The 17,184-nt window shown below is 73.9% G+C and carries 15 protein-coding genes; 7 read left to right on the forward strand and 8 right to left on the reverse strand.

The window, feature by feature from the left end; translation table 11 throughout:
* Positions 1–30: 30 nt before the first annotated feature.
* The 6 genes from whiA (at position 31) to secG (ending at position 5,450) form a co-directional block, all read left to right on the forward strand.
* Entirely contained in the window at positions 31–996 is a 966-nt protein-coding gene (gene whiA, locus B1A86_RS05595; RefSeq protein WP_036315298.1) for a DNA-binding protein WhiA, read from the forward strand.
* Positions 997–1,145: 149 nt separating this feature from the next.
* The gene (locus B1A86_RS05600; protein ID WP_036315296.1) at positions 1,146–1,772 is read left to right on the forward strand and encodes a superoxide dismutase; all 627 of its coding nucleotides are present in this window, start codon (positions 1,146–1,148) and stop codon (positions 1,770–1,772) included.
* Between the two features lie 185 nt (positions 1,773–1,957).
* Complete coding sequence (gap, locus tag B1A86_RS05605) at positions 1,958–2,968, forward strand: type I glyceraldehyde-3-phosphate dehydrogenase (protein WP_036315293.1); 1,011 nt, start codon at positions 1,958–1,960, stop codon at positions 2,966–2,968.
* 107 nt (positions 2,969–3,075) lie between these two features.
* A complete protein-coding gene (pgk, locus tag B1A86_RS05610) occupies positions 3,076–4,323 on the forward strand; it encodes a phosphoglycerate kinase (RefSeq protein ID WP_036315290.1) in 1,248 nt (415 codons plus the stop codon).
* Positions 4,324–4,325: 2 nt separating this feature from the next.
* A complete protein-coding gene (gene tpiA, locus B1A86_RS05615) occupies positions 4,326–5,117 on the forward strand; it encodes a triose-phosphate isomerase (RefSeq protein WP_010078716.1) in 792 nt (263 codons plus the stop codon).
* 81 nt (positions 5,118–5,198) lie between these two features.
* Positions 5,199–5,450 (forward strand): preprotein translocase subunit SecG, encoded by a 252-nt coding sequence (gene secG / locus B1A86_RS05620; RefSeq protein WP_036315286.1) that lies wholly within the window; start codon positions 5,199–5,201, stop codon positions 5,448–5,450.
* 93 nt (positions 5,451–5,543) lie between these two features.
* Here the strand turns inward: secG and B1A86_RS05625 are convergent, their stop codons facing one another.
* The 5 genes from B1A86_RS05625 to tkt are packed head-to-tail and all read right to left on the reverse strand — an operon-like array spanning position 5,544 to position 13,044.
* Positions 5,544–6,485 carry a glucose-6-phosphate dehydrogenase assembly protein OpcA gene (locus B1A86_RS05625; RefSeq protein WP_036315284.1) on the reverse strand — a complete coding sequence of 314 codons (942 nt, stop codon included), beginning with the start codon at positions 6,483–6,485 and terminating at the stop codon, positions 5,544–5,546.
* Positions 6,482–8,044 (reverse strand): glucose-6-phosphate dehydrogenase, encoded by a 1,563-nt coding sequence (gene zwf, locus B1A86_RS05630; RefSeq protein ID WP_036315281.1) that lies wholly within the window; start codon positions 8,042–8,044, stop codon positions 6,482–6,484. The genes B1A86_RS05625 and zwf overlap by 4 nt, the downstream gene beginning before the upstream one ends.
* Entirely contained in the window at positions 8,034–9,635 is a 1,602-nt protein-coding gene (locus tag B1A86_RS05635) for a glucose-6-phosphate isomerase (RefSeq protein ID WP_069941295.1), read from the reverse strand. The genes zwf and B1A86_RS05635 overlap by 11 nt, the downstream gene beginning before the upstream one ends.
* Before the next feature lie 56 nt (positions 9,636–9,691).
* On the reverse strand, positions 9,692–10,810 hold the full coding sequence (gene tal, locus B1A86_RS05640) for a transaldolase (protein WP_063189246.1): 1,119 nt from the start codon (positions 10,808–10,810) through the stop codon (positions 9,692–9,694).
* Between the two features lie 59 nt (positions 10,811–10,869).
* A complete protein-coding gene (gene tkt / locus B1A86_RS05645) occupies positions 10,870–13,044 on the reverse strand; it encodes a transketolase (RefSeq protein WP_036315272.1) in 2,175 nt (724 codons plus the stop codon).
* Between the two features lie 262 nt (positions 13,045–13,306).
* Here tkt and B1A86_RS05650 point away from each other — a divergent pair, with 262 nt between their 5' ends.
* Complete coding sequence (locus tag B1A86_RS05650) at positions 13,307–14,290, forward strand: heme o synthase (protein ID WP_036315269.1); 984 nt, start codon at positions 13,307–13,309, stop codon at positions 14,288–14,290.
* Between the two features lie 87 nt (positions 14,291–14,377).
* Here B1A86_RS05650 and B1A86_RS05655 read toward each other — a convergent pair whose 3' ends face one another.
* The 3 genes from B1A86_RS05655 to B1A86_RS05665 are packed head-to-tail and all read right to left on the reverse strand — an operon-like array spanning position 14,378 to position 17,175.
* Positions 14,378–15,394, reverse strand: coding sequence for a heme A synthase (locus B1A86_RS05655; RefSeq protein WP_069941296.1), 1,017 nt, complete (start codon positions 15,392–15,394; stop codon positions 14,378–14,380).
* A gap of 42 nt (positions 15,395–15,436) precedes the next feature.
* Complete coding sequence (locus B1A86_RS05660; RefSeq protein WP_036315265.1) at positions 15,437–16,213, reverse strand: ABC transporter permease; 777 nt, start codon at positions 16,211–16,213, stop codon at positions 15,437–15,439.
* Complete coding sequence (locus tag B1A86_RS05665) at positions 16,210–17,175, reverse strand: ABC transporter ATP-binding protein (protein ID WP_223247537.1); 966 nt, start codon at positions 17,173–17,175, stop codon at positions 16,210–16,212. Before B1A86_RS05665 ends, B1A86_RS05660 begins: the two co-directional genes overlap by 4 nt.
* Positions 17,176–17,184: the final 9 nt, after the last annotated feature.

Here is a 17,184-nt window from a genome sequence, read left to right on the forward strand (position 1 = left end):
GCGCGCACCTCGCCGAGAAGGAGCACGAGCATGGCGCTGACCATGACCCTCAAGGAGGAGCTGGCCCGTGTGCCGGTCGCCGCGACCCCGGAGCGGCGGGCGGAGACCGCGGCGATGCTGCGGTTCGCCGGGGGGTTGCACCTCGTGGCCGGCCGCGTCGTCGTGGAGGTTGAACTGGACCACGGCGCCAGTGCGCGCCGCCTGCGGGCCGCCATCACCGAGCTGTACGGCCTGGCCCCGGAGATCGTGGTGGTCTCCGGCGGCAACCTGCGCCGTGGTCAGCGGTACGTGCTCCGGGTCGTGCGCGGGGGAGAGGACCTCGCCCGGCAGACCGGGCTCATCGACCAGCGGGGACGGCCCGTGCGTGGCCTCGCGCCGGTCCTCGTCAGCGGGACGACGGCGGCCACCGCCGCCGTGTGGCGCGGGGCCCTGCTGGCCCACGGCTCCCTCACCGAGCCCGGCCGCTCGGCGGCCCTCGAGGTGACCACGCCGGGCCCGGAGGCCGCGCTCGCGCTGGTGGGGGCCGCGCGTCGGCTCCGCGTGGCGGCGAAGGCGCGCGAGGTGCGTCAGTCGGACCGCGTCGTGGTCCGCGACGGCGAGGCGATCGCCACGCTGCTCGCCGCCGTCGGCGCGGAGCAGACCGCGACCCTCTGGCGCGAGCGGCGCGAGCGCAAAGAGGTCCGGGCCACCGCCAACCGCCTGGCGAACTTCGACGACGCCAACCTGCGCCGTTCCGCCCAGGCCGCTGTCACGGCCGGGGCGAAGGTGGAGCGGGCCCTCGAGATCCTCGGGGACGAGGTGCCCGACCACCTTCGCTACGCGGGACGGCTGCGCCTCGAGCACAAGCAGGCCTCCCTCGACGAGCTCGGCCGCCTCGCGGACCCGCCGATGACCAAGGACGCCGTCGCCGGGCGCATCCGCCGGCTACTGGCCATGGCGGACAAGCGGGCCGCCGAGCGGGGCATCCCCGGGACGGACGCGGCCTCCGAAGGCTGAGCGCGGGATCACCGTCGACGGGATCTGGCCCCGGCGCTCCGCCCCCGATCACAATGGAGACGGACGGAATACGCCGCCGAGACGCGAGGTTGCCCGAGGTGGAGGCCGAGGGCGTCCTGCCCGCAGCCTCGCCTGACCAAGGAGGAAGCATGACCGAATACACCCTTCCGGAGCTGGACTACGACTACGCCGCGCTGGAGCCGCACATCTCGGCCCGCATCATGGAGCTGCACCACTCCAAGCACCACGCCACGTACGTCAAGGGCGCGAACACCGCCCTGGAGAAGCTGGCCGCCGCGCGTGAGGCCGGCGACTTCGGCTCCGTGAACCAGCTGTCGAAGGACCTCGCCTTCAACCTGGGCGGGCACACGAACCACTCGATCTTCTGGAAGAACCTCTCGCCGGAGGGCGGCGACAAGCCGACCGGCGAGCTGGCCGCCGCCATCGACGAGTACTTCGGCTCGTTCGACCAGTTCCAGGCCCACTTCACCGCCGCCGCCCTCGGCATCCAGGGCTCCGGCTGGGCCGTGCTGGCCTACGAGCCCATCGGCGGCAACCTGGTGATCGAGCAGTTCTACGACCAGCAGAACGGCGTGCCGGTCGCCACCATCCCGCTGTTCCAGCTGGACATGTGGGAGCACGCCTTCTACCTCGACTACCAGAACGTCAAGGCGGACTACGTCAAGGCGATCTGGAACATCGTGAACTGGGCCGACGTGCAGGCCCGCTTCGAGGCCGCCCGCGCCGGCGCCTCCGGCCTGATCCTCCCGGCCTGATCCACACCGCGCACCGGGGCGCTGACGTCGTGGCCCCACGACGTCAGCGCCCCGATGCGGGGAGGGGCTCGGCGCTCCGGCCCTGTCCCCACCGCGCGCCCGGACCGGGCGCGACCGCTCGACCGTACCGCCCCGGACCCACCGCCACGGGGACCACGCAACGCGAACTAACGAGAGAGACCACCATGACCAAGATCGCCATCAACGGCTACGGCCGCATCGGACGCAACATCGTGCGCGTGCTCAGGGACCGCGGCCACGAGAACCTCGAGCTGGTCGCGGTGAACGACCTCGCCGACCCCGAGGACCTGTTCTGGCTGACCCAGTACGACACCATCCTGGGCCGCTACCCGGGCGAGCTGGAGCGGACCGAGAAGGGGTTCCGCATCGACGGCCGCGACGTCGCGTTCTTCCAGGAGGCCGACCCGACGAAGCTGCCGTGGGGTGAGCTCGGCGTGGACCTGGTCATCGAGTGCACCGGCATCTTCACGACCGGCCCCAAGGCGCAGGCCCACCTCGACGCGGGGGCCAAGAAGGTCCTCATCTCGGCCCCCGCCAAGGAGGTCGACGGCACCTTCGTGATGGGCGTGAACGAGCACACCTACGACGCGGAGTCGATGCACATCGTCTCGAACGCCTCGTGCACCACGAACTGCCTGGCCCCGATGGCGAAGGTCCTCAACGACGAGTTCGGCATCGTGGACGGCATCATGACCACGATCCACGCGTACACCGGCGACCAGAACCTGCACGACAACGTGCACAAGAAGGATCGCCGTCGGGCGCGCGCCGCGGCCCAGAACATGGTGCCCACCTCCACGGGCGCGGCCAAGGCCATCGGCGAGGTCATCCCGGAGCTGAAGGGCAAGCTCGACGGCTTCGCCATGCGGGTGCCCACCATCACCGGCTCGGCCACCGACCTGACCGTGGAGCTGACGCGCCACGTGGAGGTCGAGGAGATCAACGCGGCGTTCAAGAAGGCCGCGGAGTCCGGTCCGCTGCAGGGCCGCCTGGTCTACTCGGAGGACCCGATCGTGTCCTCGGACATCATCACCTCCCCGGCGGCGTGCACCTTCGACGCCCCGCTGACCAAGTCCATCGGCCAGACCGTGAAGATCATCGGCTGGTACGACAACGAGTACGGCTACACCTCCCAGCTCATGGACTTCGCAGACCTCATCGGCTCGAAGCTCTGAGCCCGCACGGCGCCCGACGGCCCGGGCCGACGGTTCCTCCGTCGGCCCGGGCCGTCCGCCTAGACTGCACCGTGAACCGACCCCGCTCCGGCACCCCAGGAGGCATCATGCCCGCACCGACCCTCACCGATCTGCTCGAGGCCGGCGTCGCCGGCCGCACCGTGCTCATCCGGTCCGACCTGAACGTCCCGCTGGACGGGGACACCGTCACCGACGACGGCCGCATCCGTGCCTCGCTGCCCGCGATCCGGGACCTGGCCGAGGCCGGTGCGCGCGTGATCGTCATGGCCCACCTGGGCCGCCCCAAGGGTGAGCCGGACCCCGCGTACTCCCTCCGCCCCGTCGCCGCGCGCATGGCCGAGCTGCTGGGCACCGACGTCGCCCTCGCCGCGGACGTGACCGGGGACGACGCGCGCGCGAAGGCCGCCGCCCTGCAGGACGGCCAGGTGCTGCTGCTGGAGAACGTGCGCTTCGACGCCCGCGAGACCTCCAAGGACGATGCCGAGCGCGCCGCACTGGCCGGCGAGATGGCGGCGCTGGCCGGCGACGACGGCGCCTACGTGGGCGACGCCTTCGGCGCGGTCCACCGCAAGCACGCCTCCGTGTTCGACGTCGCGGCACAGCTGCCGGCCCACCAGGGCCCGCTGGTCGCCGCCGAGCTCGAGGTGCTCACCCGTCTGACCGAGTCCCCGGAGCGGCCTTACGTCGTCGTGCTGGGCGGGTCGAAGGTCTCGGACAAGCTGGCCGTGATCGACAACCTGCTGGACAAGGCCGACACGCTGCTGATCGGCGGCGGCATGCTCTTCACGTTCCTCAAGGCGCAGGGCCACGAGGTGGGCGCCTCCCTGCTCGAGGAGGACCAGCTCGACACCGTCCGCGAGTACCTGCGCCGCTCCGAGGCCGGGGCCGCCCGCATCGTGCTCCCCACGGACATCGTCATGGCCTCCGGCTTCGCGGCCGACGCCGAGCACGAGGTCCTGGCCGTGGACGCCCTCACCTCGGGCGCGCACGGCGCGTCCGCCATGGGCTTGGACATCGGCCCCGAGACGGCCCGGGCGTTCGCGGAGCAGATCCGCGGCGCCCAGACCGTGTTCTGGAACGGCCCCATGGGCGTGTTCGAGTTCCCGGCCTTCGCGGAGGGCACCCGGGCGGTGGCCCGGGCCCTCACCGAGGCCTCCGCGGCCGGCGGCCTGTCGGTGGTCGGCGGCGGCGACTCCGCGGCGGCCGTGCGCACGCTCGGCTTCGCCGACGACGCGTTCGGCCACATCTCCACCGGCGGCGGCGCCTCCCTCGAATACCTCGAGGGCAAGGAGCTGCCGGGTGTCACCGCCCTGGCCGGCGAGGGGCGGGCGTGAGCATGGCGGAGCAGACCACGCGCGTGCCGCTGATCGCGGGCAACTGGAAGATGAACCTGGACCACCTCGAGGCCGTCACCCTGGTGCAGCGCCTCACGTGGCTCCTCTCGGACGCGGACCATGACCAGGAGGCCGTGGAGGTCGCGGTGTTCCCGCCCTTCACGGGCCTGCGGTCCGTGCAGACGCTCGTCACCGGTGACCGCCTGGACCTCGTCTACGGCGCGCAGGACCTCTCGCCCGAGGACGCCGGCGCCTACACGGGCGACGTCTCCGGCGCGTTCCTGGCCGCGCTGGGGTGCCGTTACGCGATCGTGGGCCACTCCGAGCGCCGCACCCTCCACGGGGAGGACGACGCCCTCGTCGCGCGCAAGGCCGCCGCGGCCCTGCGCCACGGCCTCACCCCGGTGATCTGCGTGGGCGAGGGCCTGGAGGTGCGCCAGGCCGGCCGGCACGTCGAGCACACGCTCGCCCAGCTGGAGGGCTCGATCGCGGGCCTGTCGGCGCAGGACGTGGCCGGCGTCGTCGTCGCCTACGAGCCCGTGTGGGCGATCGGCACGGGCGAGGTCGCCGGCCCCGAGGACGCGCAGCAGATGTGCGCGGCCCTGCGCGCCCGCGTGGCCGCACTGCACGGCGACGACGTCGCCGCCGGACTGCGGATCCTCTACGGCGGCTCCGTGAAGTCCTCCAGCGCGCCGGCGCTGCTGGCGCAGCCAGACGTGGACGGCGCCCTCGTGGGCGGCGCCAGCCTCGACGCGGACGAGTTTGCTAAGATCGTCCGGTTCGACCAGGCCTGATCCGTCCGGCCCGACCGACCGCATTCTCCGTGACGGCCCCGGCGCGCGCCGGGGCCGCACCTCGACCCGAGGAGCCCTCCCGTGGACGTCCTGACCCTGGCCCTGCAGATCCTCGTGGTCGTGCTCAGCGTGGTCATCGTGCTGCTCATCCTGCTGCACAAGGGCCGCGGCGGCGGCGTCTCGGACATGTTCGGCGGCGGCGTGACCAGCTCGATGAGCTCCTCGGGCTCCGCCCAGCGTCTGCTCACCCGCCTGACCGTCGGCTCCGTGGTCGCCTGGGGTGTCGTGATCGCCCTGCTCGGCGTCCTGCCGCGTCTGACCATGGAGTCCTGAGGCCGCCCCGCCGGGCCCCGACGCGAACGCCCCGCACGGAAGATCCGTGCGGGGCGTTCGCGCGTCCCGGACCGGTGGGGCGCCGGGGGCCCCTCAGCGTTCGGAGGCCTGCACGGGGGAGAGGTCCGTGCGCGGCAGGCCCTGGTGGAGCACGGCGCCGAAGACCTCGTCCGGGTCCAGGCGGCGCAGCTCCTCGGCCAGGCAGTCCTGGATCGTCCGGCGTGGCAGGGAGATGCGCTGCACCGGCCGGCCCTGCTGATAGAGCCGGGCCACCTGCGACTGCGAGCGGGAGAGCACCACGTCCCCGTCCGTGCACCGCAGGCGCACCGCACGGATCCCGTGGCCGACCTTCGAGTGCGCGATCGTCACGGGCACCTTCAGGGTCAGGGTGAGCCACGCCGCGAGCAGCATGGTGCTGGGGGAGTCCGGCGCCCCGTCCACCGTCACCGAGCGCAGGGTGGCCACGTCGAGCGTGTCGAAGATCCCGGCCACCTGGATCCGCCACAGCGTCAGGCGCGTCCAGGCCAGGTCGGTGTCCCCCTCATGGTGGCCCGCGCGCAGAGCCCACAGGGCGGGCTCGGCCGCGGACGCCGAGGCCGTGTCCGTGATCCGGCGGTGGGCCAGGCGACCGAGCGCCGTCGCCGAGGGGACCCCGGGTGGCACCCCGGGCCACCACACGACGATGGGCGCATCGGGCAGGAGCAGCCCGGAGACGAGCGACTCGTCGGCGTGGGCGTTCTCCCCGGCGCACCACAGCACCACGACGTCGGAGGCGCCGGCGTCGCCCCCGACCCGGATCTCGGCGTCCAGGCGGGTGGGGGCCGCGGGGTCGCCCAGGGCCAGGACGACGATGCGGCACGGGTGTTCGAGCGAGGCCGCGTTGGCGGCCTGGACGGCGGACTCGATGCCGGCGTCGTCCGTGCTGATCACGAGCGTGAGGACGCGGCCGAGGGCCACGACCCCGCTCTTCTCGCGCAGCTGCGTGATGCGCTTGGCCACCTGGGAGGTGGTGGTGTCGTGCATGCGGATCTTCACGGGCGCCTCCAGCTTCGTCCGTCGCGGGCCATGAGGGCGTCGGCCGAGGGCGGTCCCCACGTGCCCGGGGCGTAGGGCTCGGGCTGGGTGCCCAGGCTCGCCCAGTGCTCCTCGAACGGGTCCACGATCCGCCAGGACAGCTCCACCTCGGCCTGGCGCGGGAACAGCGGCGGCTCCCCGAGGAGCACGTCGAGGATGAGACGCTCGTACGCCTCGGGGGAGTCCTCGGTGAAGGCGTGGCCGTAGCCGAAGTCCATCGTGACGTCGCGGATCTCGGTCTGCGTGCCGGGCACCTTGGACGCGAAGCGGATGGTGACGCCCTCGTCCGGCTGCACCCGGATGACGATGATGTTCTGCCCGAACTCGTCCCCGTCGTGGACGGGGAACAGCAGGTGCGGGGGCTTCTTGAAGACGACGGCGATCTCCGTCACCCGCCGGCCGAGGCGTTTGCCGGCCCGCAGGTAGAACGGCACGCCCTGCCAGCGCCGCGTGCGGATGCCCACCTTGAGCGCGGCGTACGTCTCCGTGACGGACGCCGGGTTGAAGCCCTCCTCGTCGAGGAATCCCGTGACCCGCTCGCCGCCCTGCCAGCCGGAGGTGTACTGGCCGCGGGCGGAGGCCGCCGCGAGTCCCTCGGGCGTGTCCGGGACGGTCACGGCCTCGAGGACCTTCTCCTTCTCCGCGCGCAGATGGTCCGCGTCGAACGAGATCGGCTCCTCCATCGCGGTGAACGCGAGCAGCTGCAGGAGGTGGTTCTGGATGACGTCGCGCGCCGCGCCCACGCCGTCGTAGTAGCTCGCCCGTCCACCGATGCCGATGTCCTCGGCCATCGTGATCTGGACGTGGTCCACGTGCTCCGCGTTCCAGAGCGGCTCGAACATCCGGTTGGCGAACCGGAACGCGAGGATGTTCTGCACCGTCTCCTTGCCGAGGTAGTGGTCGATGCGGAACACCGCGTCCGAGGGGAAGACGCGCTCGATCACAGCATTGAGCTCCTGCGCGCTGGCCAGGTCGTGGCCGAAGGGCTTCTCGATGACCACGCGGCGCCACGGGCCCTCGGCCGGCTGCGACCGGTCGGCCAGGCCCTGGTCGGCCAGGTGGCGGGAGACGGCCTCGAACCAGTCCGGCGGGATGGAGAGGTAGAACGCGGTGTTCCCCCGCGTGCCGCGTGAGGTCTCGAGCTCGGCGAGCACCTCGTCGAGACGGACGTAGGCAGCCTCGTCGTCGAACGCGCCGGAGACGAAGCGCAGACCGCCCTGGAACTGGTCCCACACGGTCTCGTCGAACGTGGTCCGGGAGGAGGCCTCGACGGCGGCGCGCACGTAGTCGGCGAACTCCTCGTCGGACCAGCTGCGGCGACCGAAGCCGACGAGGGAGAACGCCGGCGGCAGCAGGCCGCGTTGGGCCAGGTCGTACATGGCCGGCAGGAGCTTCTTCTTCGCCAGGTCGCCCGTCACGCCGAACAGCACGAGCGCCGACGGGCCCGCGATGCGGGTCAGGCGCCGGTCACGGGGGTCGCGCAGCGGGTTGCGGGGGGCGGTCCGGGACTCACCGGCCACGGACGGCGCTCCTCAGGGCCTCGATGCCCGCGTCGCGGCGGCGCAGGTGCAGGGTGACCACGGGGCGGCCGAGATCGCCCAGCACCCGGGCGTCGCCCGCTGCCTGCGCGGCGATGAGCCTGCCCAGGGAGAACGGGCGGCCGGGCACCTCGAGGTCCAGGCCGGCGTCGCCGGTGATCTGCAGGAACACGCCGACGGCCGGGCCGCCCTTGTGGAACTGTCCGGTGGAGTGCAGGAACCGCGGACCCCAGCCGAACGTGACCGGGCGGCCGACCAGGTCCGCCAGGTCCGCGCGCAGCTCCTCGAGCTCGGCGTCGTCATGACGGGAGAGGTAGGCGTGGACCGCCAGGTAGCCGCCCTCGGGCACCAGTGCCGCCGTGGCGCGCAGCACGCCGGCCAGGTCCGGGGCAGAGGTCACGGACGCCGGGCCGGAGACCTCGACACCCTCCACCTCGCCGTCGGCCGGCCGCTCGGCGGCGGGGCCGTCCAGCAGGGTGCGGGCGGCGGCCTTGGCGGCCTCCACGTCCGGCTGGTCGAAGGGGTTGATCCCGAGCAGGCGGCCGGCCACCGCGGTGGCCACCTCCCACAGCAGCAGCTGGGCGCCGAGCGAGCCGGCGACCTGCACGCCGTGGCCCGGGGCCGCGACGTCGTCCTCGCCGACGAGCTGCACCTGCAGCAGGTCGGGGGCGTCCCACACGGTCTCGGGGTCGCCGGGGGCGACGACGACGGGCAGCAGCCCGGTGCCGTCCTTGCCCGTGGACTCGGCGATCAGCTGCTCGATCCAGGCCGGCAGTCCGGCGATGCCGGACCCGTGGTCGGCGAAGACGAGCTTGTCGCGCAGCGGGCGGGTGCCGCCCAGGGCCGCGCCGAGCTGCAGGCCCGGGTTGTCCTCGTCGTCGGCGATCAGCAGGTCGAGCACGGCCTCCGCGTCGTCCAGCAGGGCCGCGACGTCCACGCCGGCCAGGCCGGTGGGGACCAGGCCGAACGCGGTGAGGGCCGAGAAACGCCCGCCCACGGTCGGGTCCGCGGTGAAGACGGCGCGCCAGCCGGCGGACTCGCACGCGGCGTGCAGCGGTGAGCCCGGGTCCGTGACGGCGACCAGGCGGGTGCGGGGGTCGATCCCGGCGTCGCGGAACGCGGCCTCGACGACGCGGCGCTGCGAGTCGGTCTCCACGGTGGAGCCGGACTTGGAGGAGACCACCAGCACGGTTCGCTCGAGGTCGCGCTCGAGGGCGCGGGAGACCTGGAGCGGGTCCGTGGAGTCCAGGACCTCGAGCTCGACGCCGGCCGTCGCCGCGATCACCTCGGGGGCCAGGGACGAGCCGCCCATGCCCGCCAGGACCACGCGGTCCACGCCCTCGGCGCGCAGCTCCCGGGTCAGCTGGGCGATGTCTGGGACGAGGGCGCGGGAGTCCTCGAACAGGTCGATCCAGCCGAGCCGCTTGGCGGCCTCGTCGCGGGCCGGCGCCCCCCACAGGTCGGCGTCCTGCGCCCCGAGGCGGGAGGCGACGCGGTCCTGGAGGAGGGCGGGCAGATGGCGGTCGATCGCCTCGAGGGCGGCTCCGGTGGCGGTGAGGCCGAGGGTGCTCATGGGGGGTCCTTCCGTGCGCGTGGCGAGCGGGCGGCGGGGTCGGGGGGCGGGTGCGGTCAGCGATGGGCGTCGAGCCCGGAGCGGACCGAGCCGAGCAGCTCGTCCCACGCGGCCTCGAACTTCTCCAGGCCCTCAGTCTCCAGCACGTCCACGACGTCCTGGTAGGACACGCCTGCCGCGCCGACCGCGTCGAGCAGGGCATCGGCCTCGGCGTAGGCGCCCGTGACGGTGTCCGCCGCAATCACCCCGTGGTCGGCGACCGCCTCGAGGGTCTTCTCCGGCAGGGTGGTCACGGTGTGCGGTGCCACGAGTTCGGTGACGTACAGCGTGTCCGGCAGGGCGGGGTCCTTGACGCCGGTGGAGGCCCACAGGGGCCGCTGCACGGGGGCGCCGGCCGCCTCGAGCAGGCGCCAGCGCTCCGAGTCCAGGGCCTGCTCGAAGGCTCGGTAGGCCAGGCGCGCGTTGGCGACGGCGGCCCGGCCGGTCAGCGCCTCGGCCTCGGGGGTGCCGATCGCGCGCAGCCGCGCGTCGACCTCCGTGTCCACACGGGAGACGAAGAAGGAGGCCACCGAGTGGAGGCGGCGGACGTCGTGCCCGTTCGCCCGGGCCTTCTCCAGGCCGGTGAGCCAGGCGTTGAGCACCCGGCGGTAGCGGGGCAGGGAGAAGATCAGGGTCACGTTCACGCTGATGCCCGCGCCGAGCACGTCCGCGATGGCGGACAGGCCCTCCACGGTCGCGGGGATCTTCACCATGAGGTTGGGACGGTCGACGGCCGCCGCCAGCTCGCGGGCCTGCGCCACGGTGCCGGCGGCGTCGCGGGCCAGGCGCGGATCGACCTCAAGGGAGACGAAGCCGTCCGCCCCGCCGGTGCGCTCGTGGACGGGCGCGAGCACGTCGGCGGCGCGGCGCACGTCCTCGGTCGTCAGGGCGACGACGGCCTCGTCCACCGAGGCGCCGGCCGCGGCGAGGTCGCGCAGCTGTCCCTGGTAGGCGCCCGCGTCCGCGAGGGCGACCGCGAAGATGGACGGGTTCGTGGTGACGCCGGTGACCGAGCGGGTGGCGATCAGCTCTTCGAGCGTGCCCTCGTCCAGCCGCGTGCGGGAGAGGTCGTCGAGCCAGATCGACACACCGGCCTGGGCCAGCGCGGCGGTGTTCGGGTTCTGCGGGGTGCTCATGGTCTGCGGGTGCCTTCCCTTCGGGGTGGACGTGCTCGGGGCGCCGTGGGCGCCGGGCCTCAGAGGAGGCCGCGGGTCACCTCGGCGACGTGCTCGCCAGTGAATCCGTACTTCTCCATCAGGCGGGCGCCGTCGGCCGACTCGCCGTAGTGCTCGAGGCTCACGCGGGCGCCCGGGGAGGAGGCCGTCACCGTGTGCTCGAACCACGGCATCGCGATGCCGGCCTCGACGGAGACGCGGACCGGGGCGTCGGGGCCGTCGGGCAGGACCTCGGCCCGGTAGGCCTCGTCCTGCTCGGCGAACCACTCGAGGCAGGGGGCGGAGACGACGCGGGTCGGGACGCCGTCGGCCTGCAGCAGCGCGCGGGCCCGCACGGCCACGGAGACCTCGGAGCCGGTCGCGATCAGCAGCGCGCGGGCCGGCGTCGGCGCGCCGTCGGCATCCGTGGCGTCGATGAGGACGTAGGCGCCGCGGGCCACGCCCGAGGCGGGGGCGAAGCCGTCCGTGTCCCGGGGGAGCACGGGCAGGCTCTGCCGGGACAGGACGAGCCCGGCCGGGCGGTCCCGGTGCTCGAGCACCGTCCGCCACGCCCACGCGGTCTCGTTGGCGTCGGCCGGGCGGACGACGTCGAGCCCGGGGATGGCCCGCAGGGCGGCCAGGTGCTCCACCGGCTGGTGCGTGGGGCCGTCCTCGCCGAGGCCGATGGAGTCGTGCGTCCACACGTACGTGCTCGGGGTGCCCATGAGGGCGGCCAGGCGGACGGCGGGGCGCATGTAGTCGGAGAACGTCAGGAACGTGCCCACGTACGCGCGGGTCAGGCCGCCGATCGTGATGCCGTTGACGATCGCCCCGGCCGCGAACTCGCGGACGCCGAAGTGCAGGGTGCGGCCGTACTCGTGGCCCTGCCACGTGGCGGTGGAGCGGCGGGCCGGGATGAAGGAGGGCTCGCCCTTCATGGTGGTGTTGTTCGACCCGGCGAGGTCGGCCGAGCCGCCCCAGAGCTCGGGCATGACCGGCGCGAGGGCCGTGAGCACCTCTCCGGAGGCCGCGCGCGTGGCCAGGCCCTTCTCGTCCGCGTCCCAGGACGGGAACGCGTCCGCGAAGCCAGCGGGCAGCTCTCGTCCGGCCAGTCGGTCGTACAGCCGCGCGTTCTCCGGGTTCGCCTCGCGCCAGGCCTGGAACGCCACCTCCCAGCCGCGGCGGTACTCTGCCGAGCGCTCGGCGATGGACCGGGCGCGGGCCAGGAGCTCGGGGTCGACGTCGAAGGTCTTGGTCGGGTCCAGCCCGAGGCTCTCCTTGAGGCCGGCGACCTCGTCCGTGCCGAGCTTGGAGCCGTGGATGCCGCCGGTGTTCTGCTTCGTGGGGGAGGGCCAGCCGATCACGGTGCGCAGCTTGATCAGCGAGGGCCGGCCGGTCTCGGCCTTGGCCGCGACGAGGGCGTCGTACAGGGCCTCCACGTCCTCCGTGTACTCGGTCACGGCGTGGCCCTGGGCGCCGTTGGTCCAGTCGACCTCCTGCACGTGCCAGCCGTAGGCCTCGTAGCGGCGGACCACGTCCTCGGTGAACGCGATGTCCGTGTCGTCCTCGATCGAGATGCGGTTCGCGTCGTAGACGACGACCAGGTTCCCGAGCTCCTGGTGCCCGGCCAGCGAGGAGGCCTCGGCGGCGACGCCCTCCTGGATGTCCCCGTCGGAGGCGAGCACGAACACGTGGTGGTCGAACGGGGAGGTGCCGGGGGCGGCGTCGGGGTCCATCAGCCCGCGCACGCGGCGCTGCTCGTACGCGAAGCCGACGCCCATCGCCAGGCCCTGGCCCAGCGGACCCGTGGTCACCTCGACGCCGTGGGTGTGGCCGTACTCCGGGTGGCCCGGGGTCCTGGATCCCTCGGTGCGCAGCCCCTGGATGTCCTCGATCTCGAGCCCGGCGCCCGCGGCGAACAACTGCAGGTACTGGATGAGCGAGGCGTGGCCCGCGGAGAGGATGAAGCGATCCCGGCCCTCCCAGCGGTCGTCCGTGGGGTCCAGGTGCATGACGTTCTGGTACAGCTGCCACGCCACGGGGGCCAGCGAGATCGCGGTGCCGGGGTGGCCGTGCCCGGCCTTCTCCACGGCGTCCGCCGAGAGCGCCTTGAGCGTGTCCACCATCCGGCGGTCCTGCTCCGAGTAGACGAACCCGCGGGCCGGGGCCACCCGGTCCAGGGTCGGGGGGGTGGACGGCTGCGCGGCGTCGGTCACGGGTTCTCTCCTGGCGGATCGGGAGCGTCGGGGTGCGGCCCCGGCCGACGCCGGGGCGTCGCGGCGCGGGGCCGTCGTCCCAGCCTAGCCGCGCGACGGCGGGGCGGGCCCGACCGGGCGCCTCATGACATGCTTCGCCCCCGGGCGAACAGCCGTTGACACGAGTAGACTGGGTCAAGGCCTGACCGCAGGCGGACCGCCCGAGTGGCCGATCCGAACCCCGGGACGGGCACGCCCACCGTCCCCTCACCGTGAGAAGCAGATGTCATCCTCCCTGGAGTCGCCGTCCGCCGCCCGCGTCGCCGCCGCCGAGCCCGGCGTCGTCGACCGGTCCCCGCTGCCCCTGCGCCGCAAGGTCCGGGCGTACGTCGAGCTGACGAAGCCCCGGGTGATCGAGCTGCTGCTGGTGACCACGCTGCCGACCATGATCTTCGCGCAGCGCGGCTTCCCGGACGTGCTCACCATGATCGCCACGCTCGTCGGCGGTGCGCTCGCCGCCGGCGCCTCCGGCACCTTCAACTGCTACATCGACCGCGACATCGACCGGGTCATGAAGCGCACCGAGAACCGGCCGCTCGTCACCGGCGAGGTCACCCCCCGCGAGGCCCTCGTGTTCGCGTGGGTGCAGACGGTCGTGTCCATCCTGATCCTCGGGTTCGGCGCCAACTGGCTGGCGGCCGGCCTGGGTGTGGCCGCCATCTTCTTCTACGTGGTCGTGTACTCGCTCGTGCTCAAGCGCCGCACGGAGCAGAACATCGTGTGGGGCGGCATCGCCGGCTGCTTCCCCGTGCTGATCGGCTGGGCGGCCGTGCGCGGGACCGTCGAGTGGCCGGCCATCGTGCTGTTCCTCGTGGTCTTCCTGTGGACGCCCCCGCACTACTGGCCGCTGTCCATGAAGTACAAGCGCGACTACCAGCAGGCCGACGTGCCGATGCTCGGCGCCATCGCCTCCGCGCGCCACGTCTCCAACCAGGTCGTGCTCTACGCGTGGGCCACCGTGGCCTGCTCCCTCCTGCTCGTGCCGATGGGCTGGGCCGGCATCGTCTACACCGCGGTCGCGCTCGTCGTCGGCGGCTGGTTCATCTGGGAGTCCCACGTGCTGCAGGTGCAGGCCCAGCGCGAGGACTTCGAGGACCGCAAGGCCATGAAGGTCTTCCACCTCTCCATCACCTACCTGACGCTGCTGTTCATCGCCCTGGCCGTGGACCCGTTCGTGGGTGCGCCGCTGATGCACTTCGGCGCCTGAGCGCCGGTCCGCCCCCAGCGCTCCCCGGGACGCCGACGACGACGGCCCCGCACCAGCCGGTGCGGGGCCGTTCGCGTGCGCGGGGCGTCAGCCCGCGGCGACGGTGCGCGCGGGCGTGGCGGTCTCGACCGCGGCACCGGGTCCGGCCGTGACGTAGCGGGCGACCTGCCGGTCCCAGGCCTCCGTCGCCGACGCCACGAGCAGTGCCGAGCCGAGCATGTGCAGCAGGACCACACCGATCGGCAGGCCCGTGAAGTGCTGGGTGTAGCCCACGGCGGCCTGGAACACGAGGGCGAGCAGGAGCCGCAGCACGGCGGCGCGCTGCAGGCGGGAGGCGCCGGCCGCGCGGCGCACCGTGAAGAACAGGACCAGGGCGGCCGCCAGGAGCAGGTACACCGGGATCACGTGGATCCGGGTGACCAGCAGCGGGTCGAACTCGTGGCGCGGCGAGCCGGGGTCGCCGGAGTGCGGGCCCGTGCCGGTCACCACGGTGCCCAGGTACACGGCGGCCCACGTCAGCGCGAACGCCGCCCAGGCGGCGGCACGGGACCGGACGGTGGTGGCGCCGTCCACGAGGGGCACGCCCGCCCGGCCGGCGCGGCGCTCGGCGGCGATGCGCACCACGAGCAGGGTCGCCACGGCGACCATGATCGAGGACACGATGAAGTGACCGGCCACCCACCACGGGTTCAGATTCGTCAGGACCACGACGCCGCCCACGAGGGCCTGCGCGGGGATGCCGGCCAGCAGGCCCACGGAGAGCCAGAAGGGGCTCCGGTGGGTGCCGCGCAGGTTCCACAGGGACAGGAACATGGCGGCGGCGATGACCACCAGGACGAACGTCAGCGTCCGGTTGCCGAATTCGATGTAGCCGTGGATGCCCATCTCTGGGGTGTTGGTGAGGGACTCGGGTGAGCACTTGGGCCACGTGGGGCAGCCCAGGCCGGAGCCGGTGAGGCGCACGGCGCCGCCGGTGACGATGATGCCGATCTCGGACGCCAGGGACGCCACGGCGAGGGCCATGGTGGCCTTCGTGAGGCGCTGCGGCAGGCGGGCGGCGAGCCCGGCCGGGGCGGTCCCGGCCGCGGGGGTGGTGGTGGACACGGTGTCCTTCCGATCGTTCGATGCAGGGGGACGGGGAACGGCTCAGGGCCGCCAGCGGAACCAGCGGAGCGCGGCCGCGACGGCCACGGCGCCCCACAGGGTGAGCACGAGCAGGGGGACGGGCGACCAGGCCCCGTCCAGGAGGGCGGCCCGCAGGGCCGTGCCCAGCGCGCCGGAGGGGAGCAGGTCCACGCCGGGCACCCGCGCGGGGAACACCGTGCCGCCGACGGCGCCGAACAGCACCCACAGCAGGTTGGCGACGGCGAGGGTCGCCTCCGGCCGGGCCGTGCCGGCGAGCAGCAGCCCGAGGGCCGTGAAGGCGGCGGCCCCCAGCGCGAGGGCGACGAGGGCCGGCAGGATCCCCTCGGGGTCCGGACGCCAGCCGAGCGCCAGGCCGACGCCGCCGATCACGCTCACCTGCACCAGCAGGAGGGCCACCACCGCCAGGGCCTTGCCGGCGACGAGGCCGAGCGTGCCCAGCGGGGTGGTGGCCAGGGCGGCGAGCACGTCGTAGCGACGCTCGAAGCCCGTGGCGATCGCGGTGGCCGTGAACGCGGAGCTGATCACGGCCAGGGCGAGCACGCCGGGCACGGCCACGTCCAGGCCCGAGCGGCCGGGGGCGTCCAGCAGGCCGGTGACGTGCACGCCCACGAGCGCGAGCAGGGGCAGCACCACGGTGACGAGCAGCTGCTCGCCGTTGCGCAGCGCGGTGCCGGTCTCGTAGCCGGCCTGACGCAGGACGCGGGCGGCCAGCGGGGCGGCGCCGGCGTGGGCTCCGGTGCCGGCCGGGGCGCGGTGGTCGACGACGGGCGTGCTCATGCGGCGGTCTCCCGGAGGATCTGCTCGAGGCGCAGTCCGGCGCGCTCGAATCGGGTGGGCATCAGGGCGTGCTCCCGCCAGCTCGCGGCGAGGACGGCCAGGTCGTCCGGGCCGCGGACGCCGGCCACGCGCAGGCGGGCGGACTCGTCGAGGCCGGCCGCGCGCAGCGGCGCGGGCAGGGTGTCGGCCCAGGCGCGGACGGCGTCGGGGGAGGCGTCGCCGAAGTCCACGTCGACGACGTCGCCCTCGGCCACGCGCGTGAGCTCGGCCAGCGAGCCGGAGCGCACCACGCGGCCGGCGCGCAGGATGGCGACGTCGTCCGCGAGCCGCTCGGCGTCGTCGAGCAGGTGCGTGGTCAGCAGCACGGCGGCGCCGCGGTCGGTCTGTTCACGCACGACGTCGTGCACGACGGGCCGGGTCTCCGGGTCGAGGCCCGCGGTGGGCTCGTCGAGGAACAGCATGTCCGGCCGGCCGACGAGGGCGGCCGCGAGCGCGACGCGCTGGCGCTGGCCACCGGAGAGGCGGCGCAGGGGGCGGCCGGCGACCTCGGCGATCAGCAGGCGCTCCAGCAGCGGCTCGACGGGCAGCGGGTCGCGGTACAGGGACGCCACGTGGCCGACGAAGCGGCGGGCGGGGATCGCGGGCGGCAGGCCGCCCTCCTGCCACATCACGCCGATGCGGGCGCGCAGGTCGGCGGAGGCCCGCCACGGGTCTGCGCCGAAGACGCGCACGGTGCCGGCGTCGGGCCGGTCCATGCCGTGGCAGAGGCCGAGGGTGGTGGACTTGCCGGCCCCGTTGGGGCCGAGCAGCACCGTGACGGCGCCGGCACGGGCGGTGAGGTCGACGCCCCGCAGGACGGGGGTGCGGGACCGGCCGCGGCCGAGGCTCCGGTGGACGTCGCTCAGGCGCAGGACGGGCTCGTCGCGCGGCACGGGATCCGGGGTCAGGGGAGGTCGGGGCACTGTGCCAGT

The sequence above is a fragment of the Micrococcus sp. KBS0714 genome (assembly GCF_002008305.4).
GTDB lineage: Bacteria > Actinomycetota > Actinomycetes > Actinomycetales > Micrococcaceae > Micrococcus > Micrococcus luteus.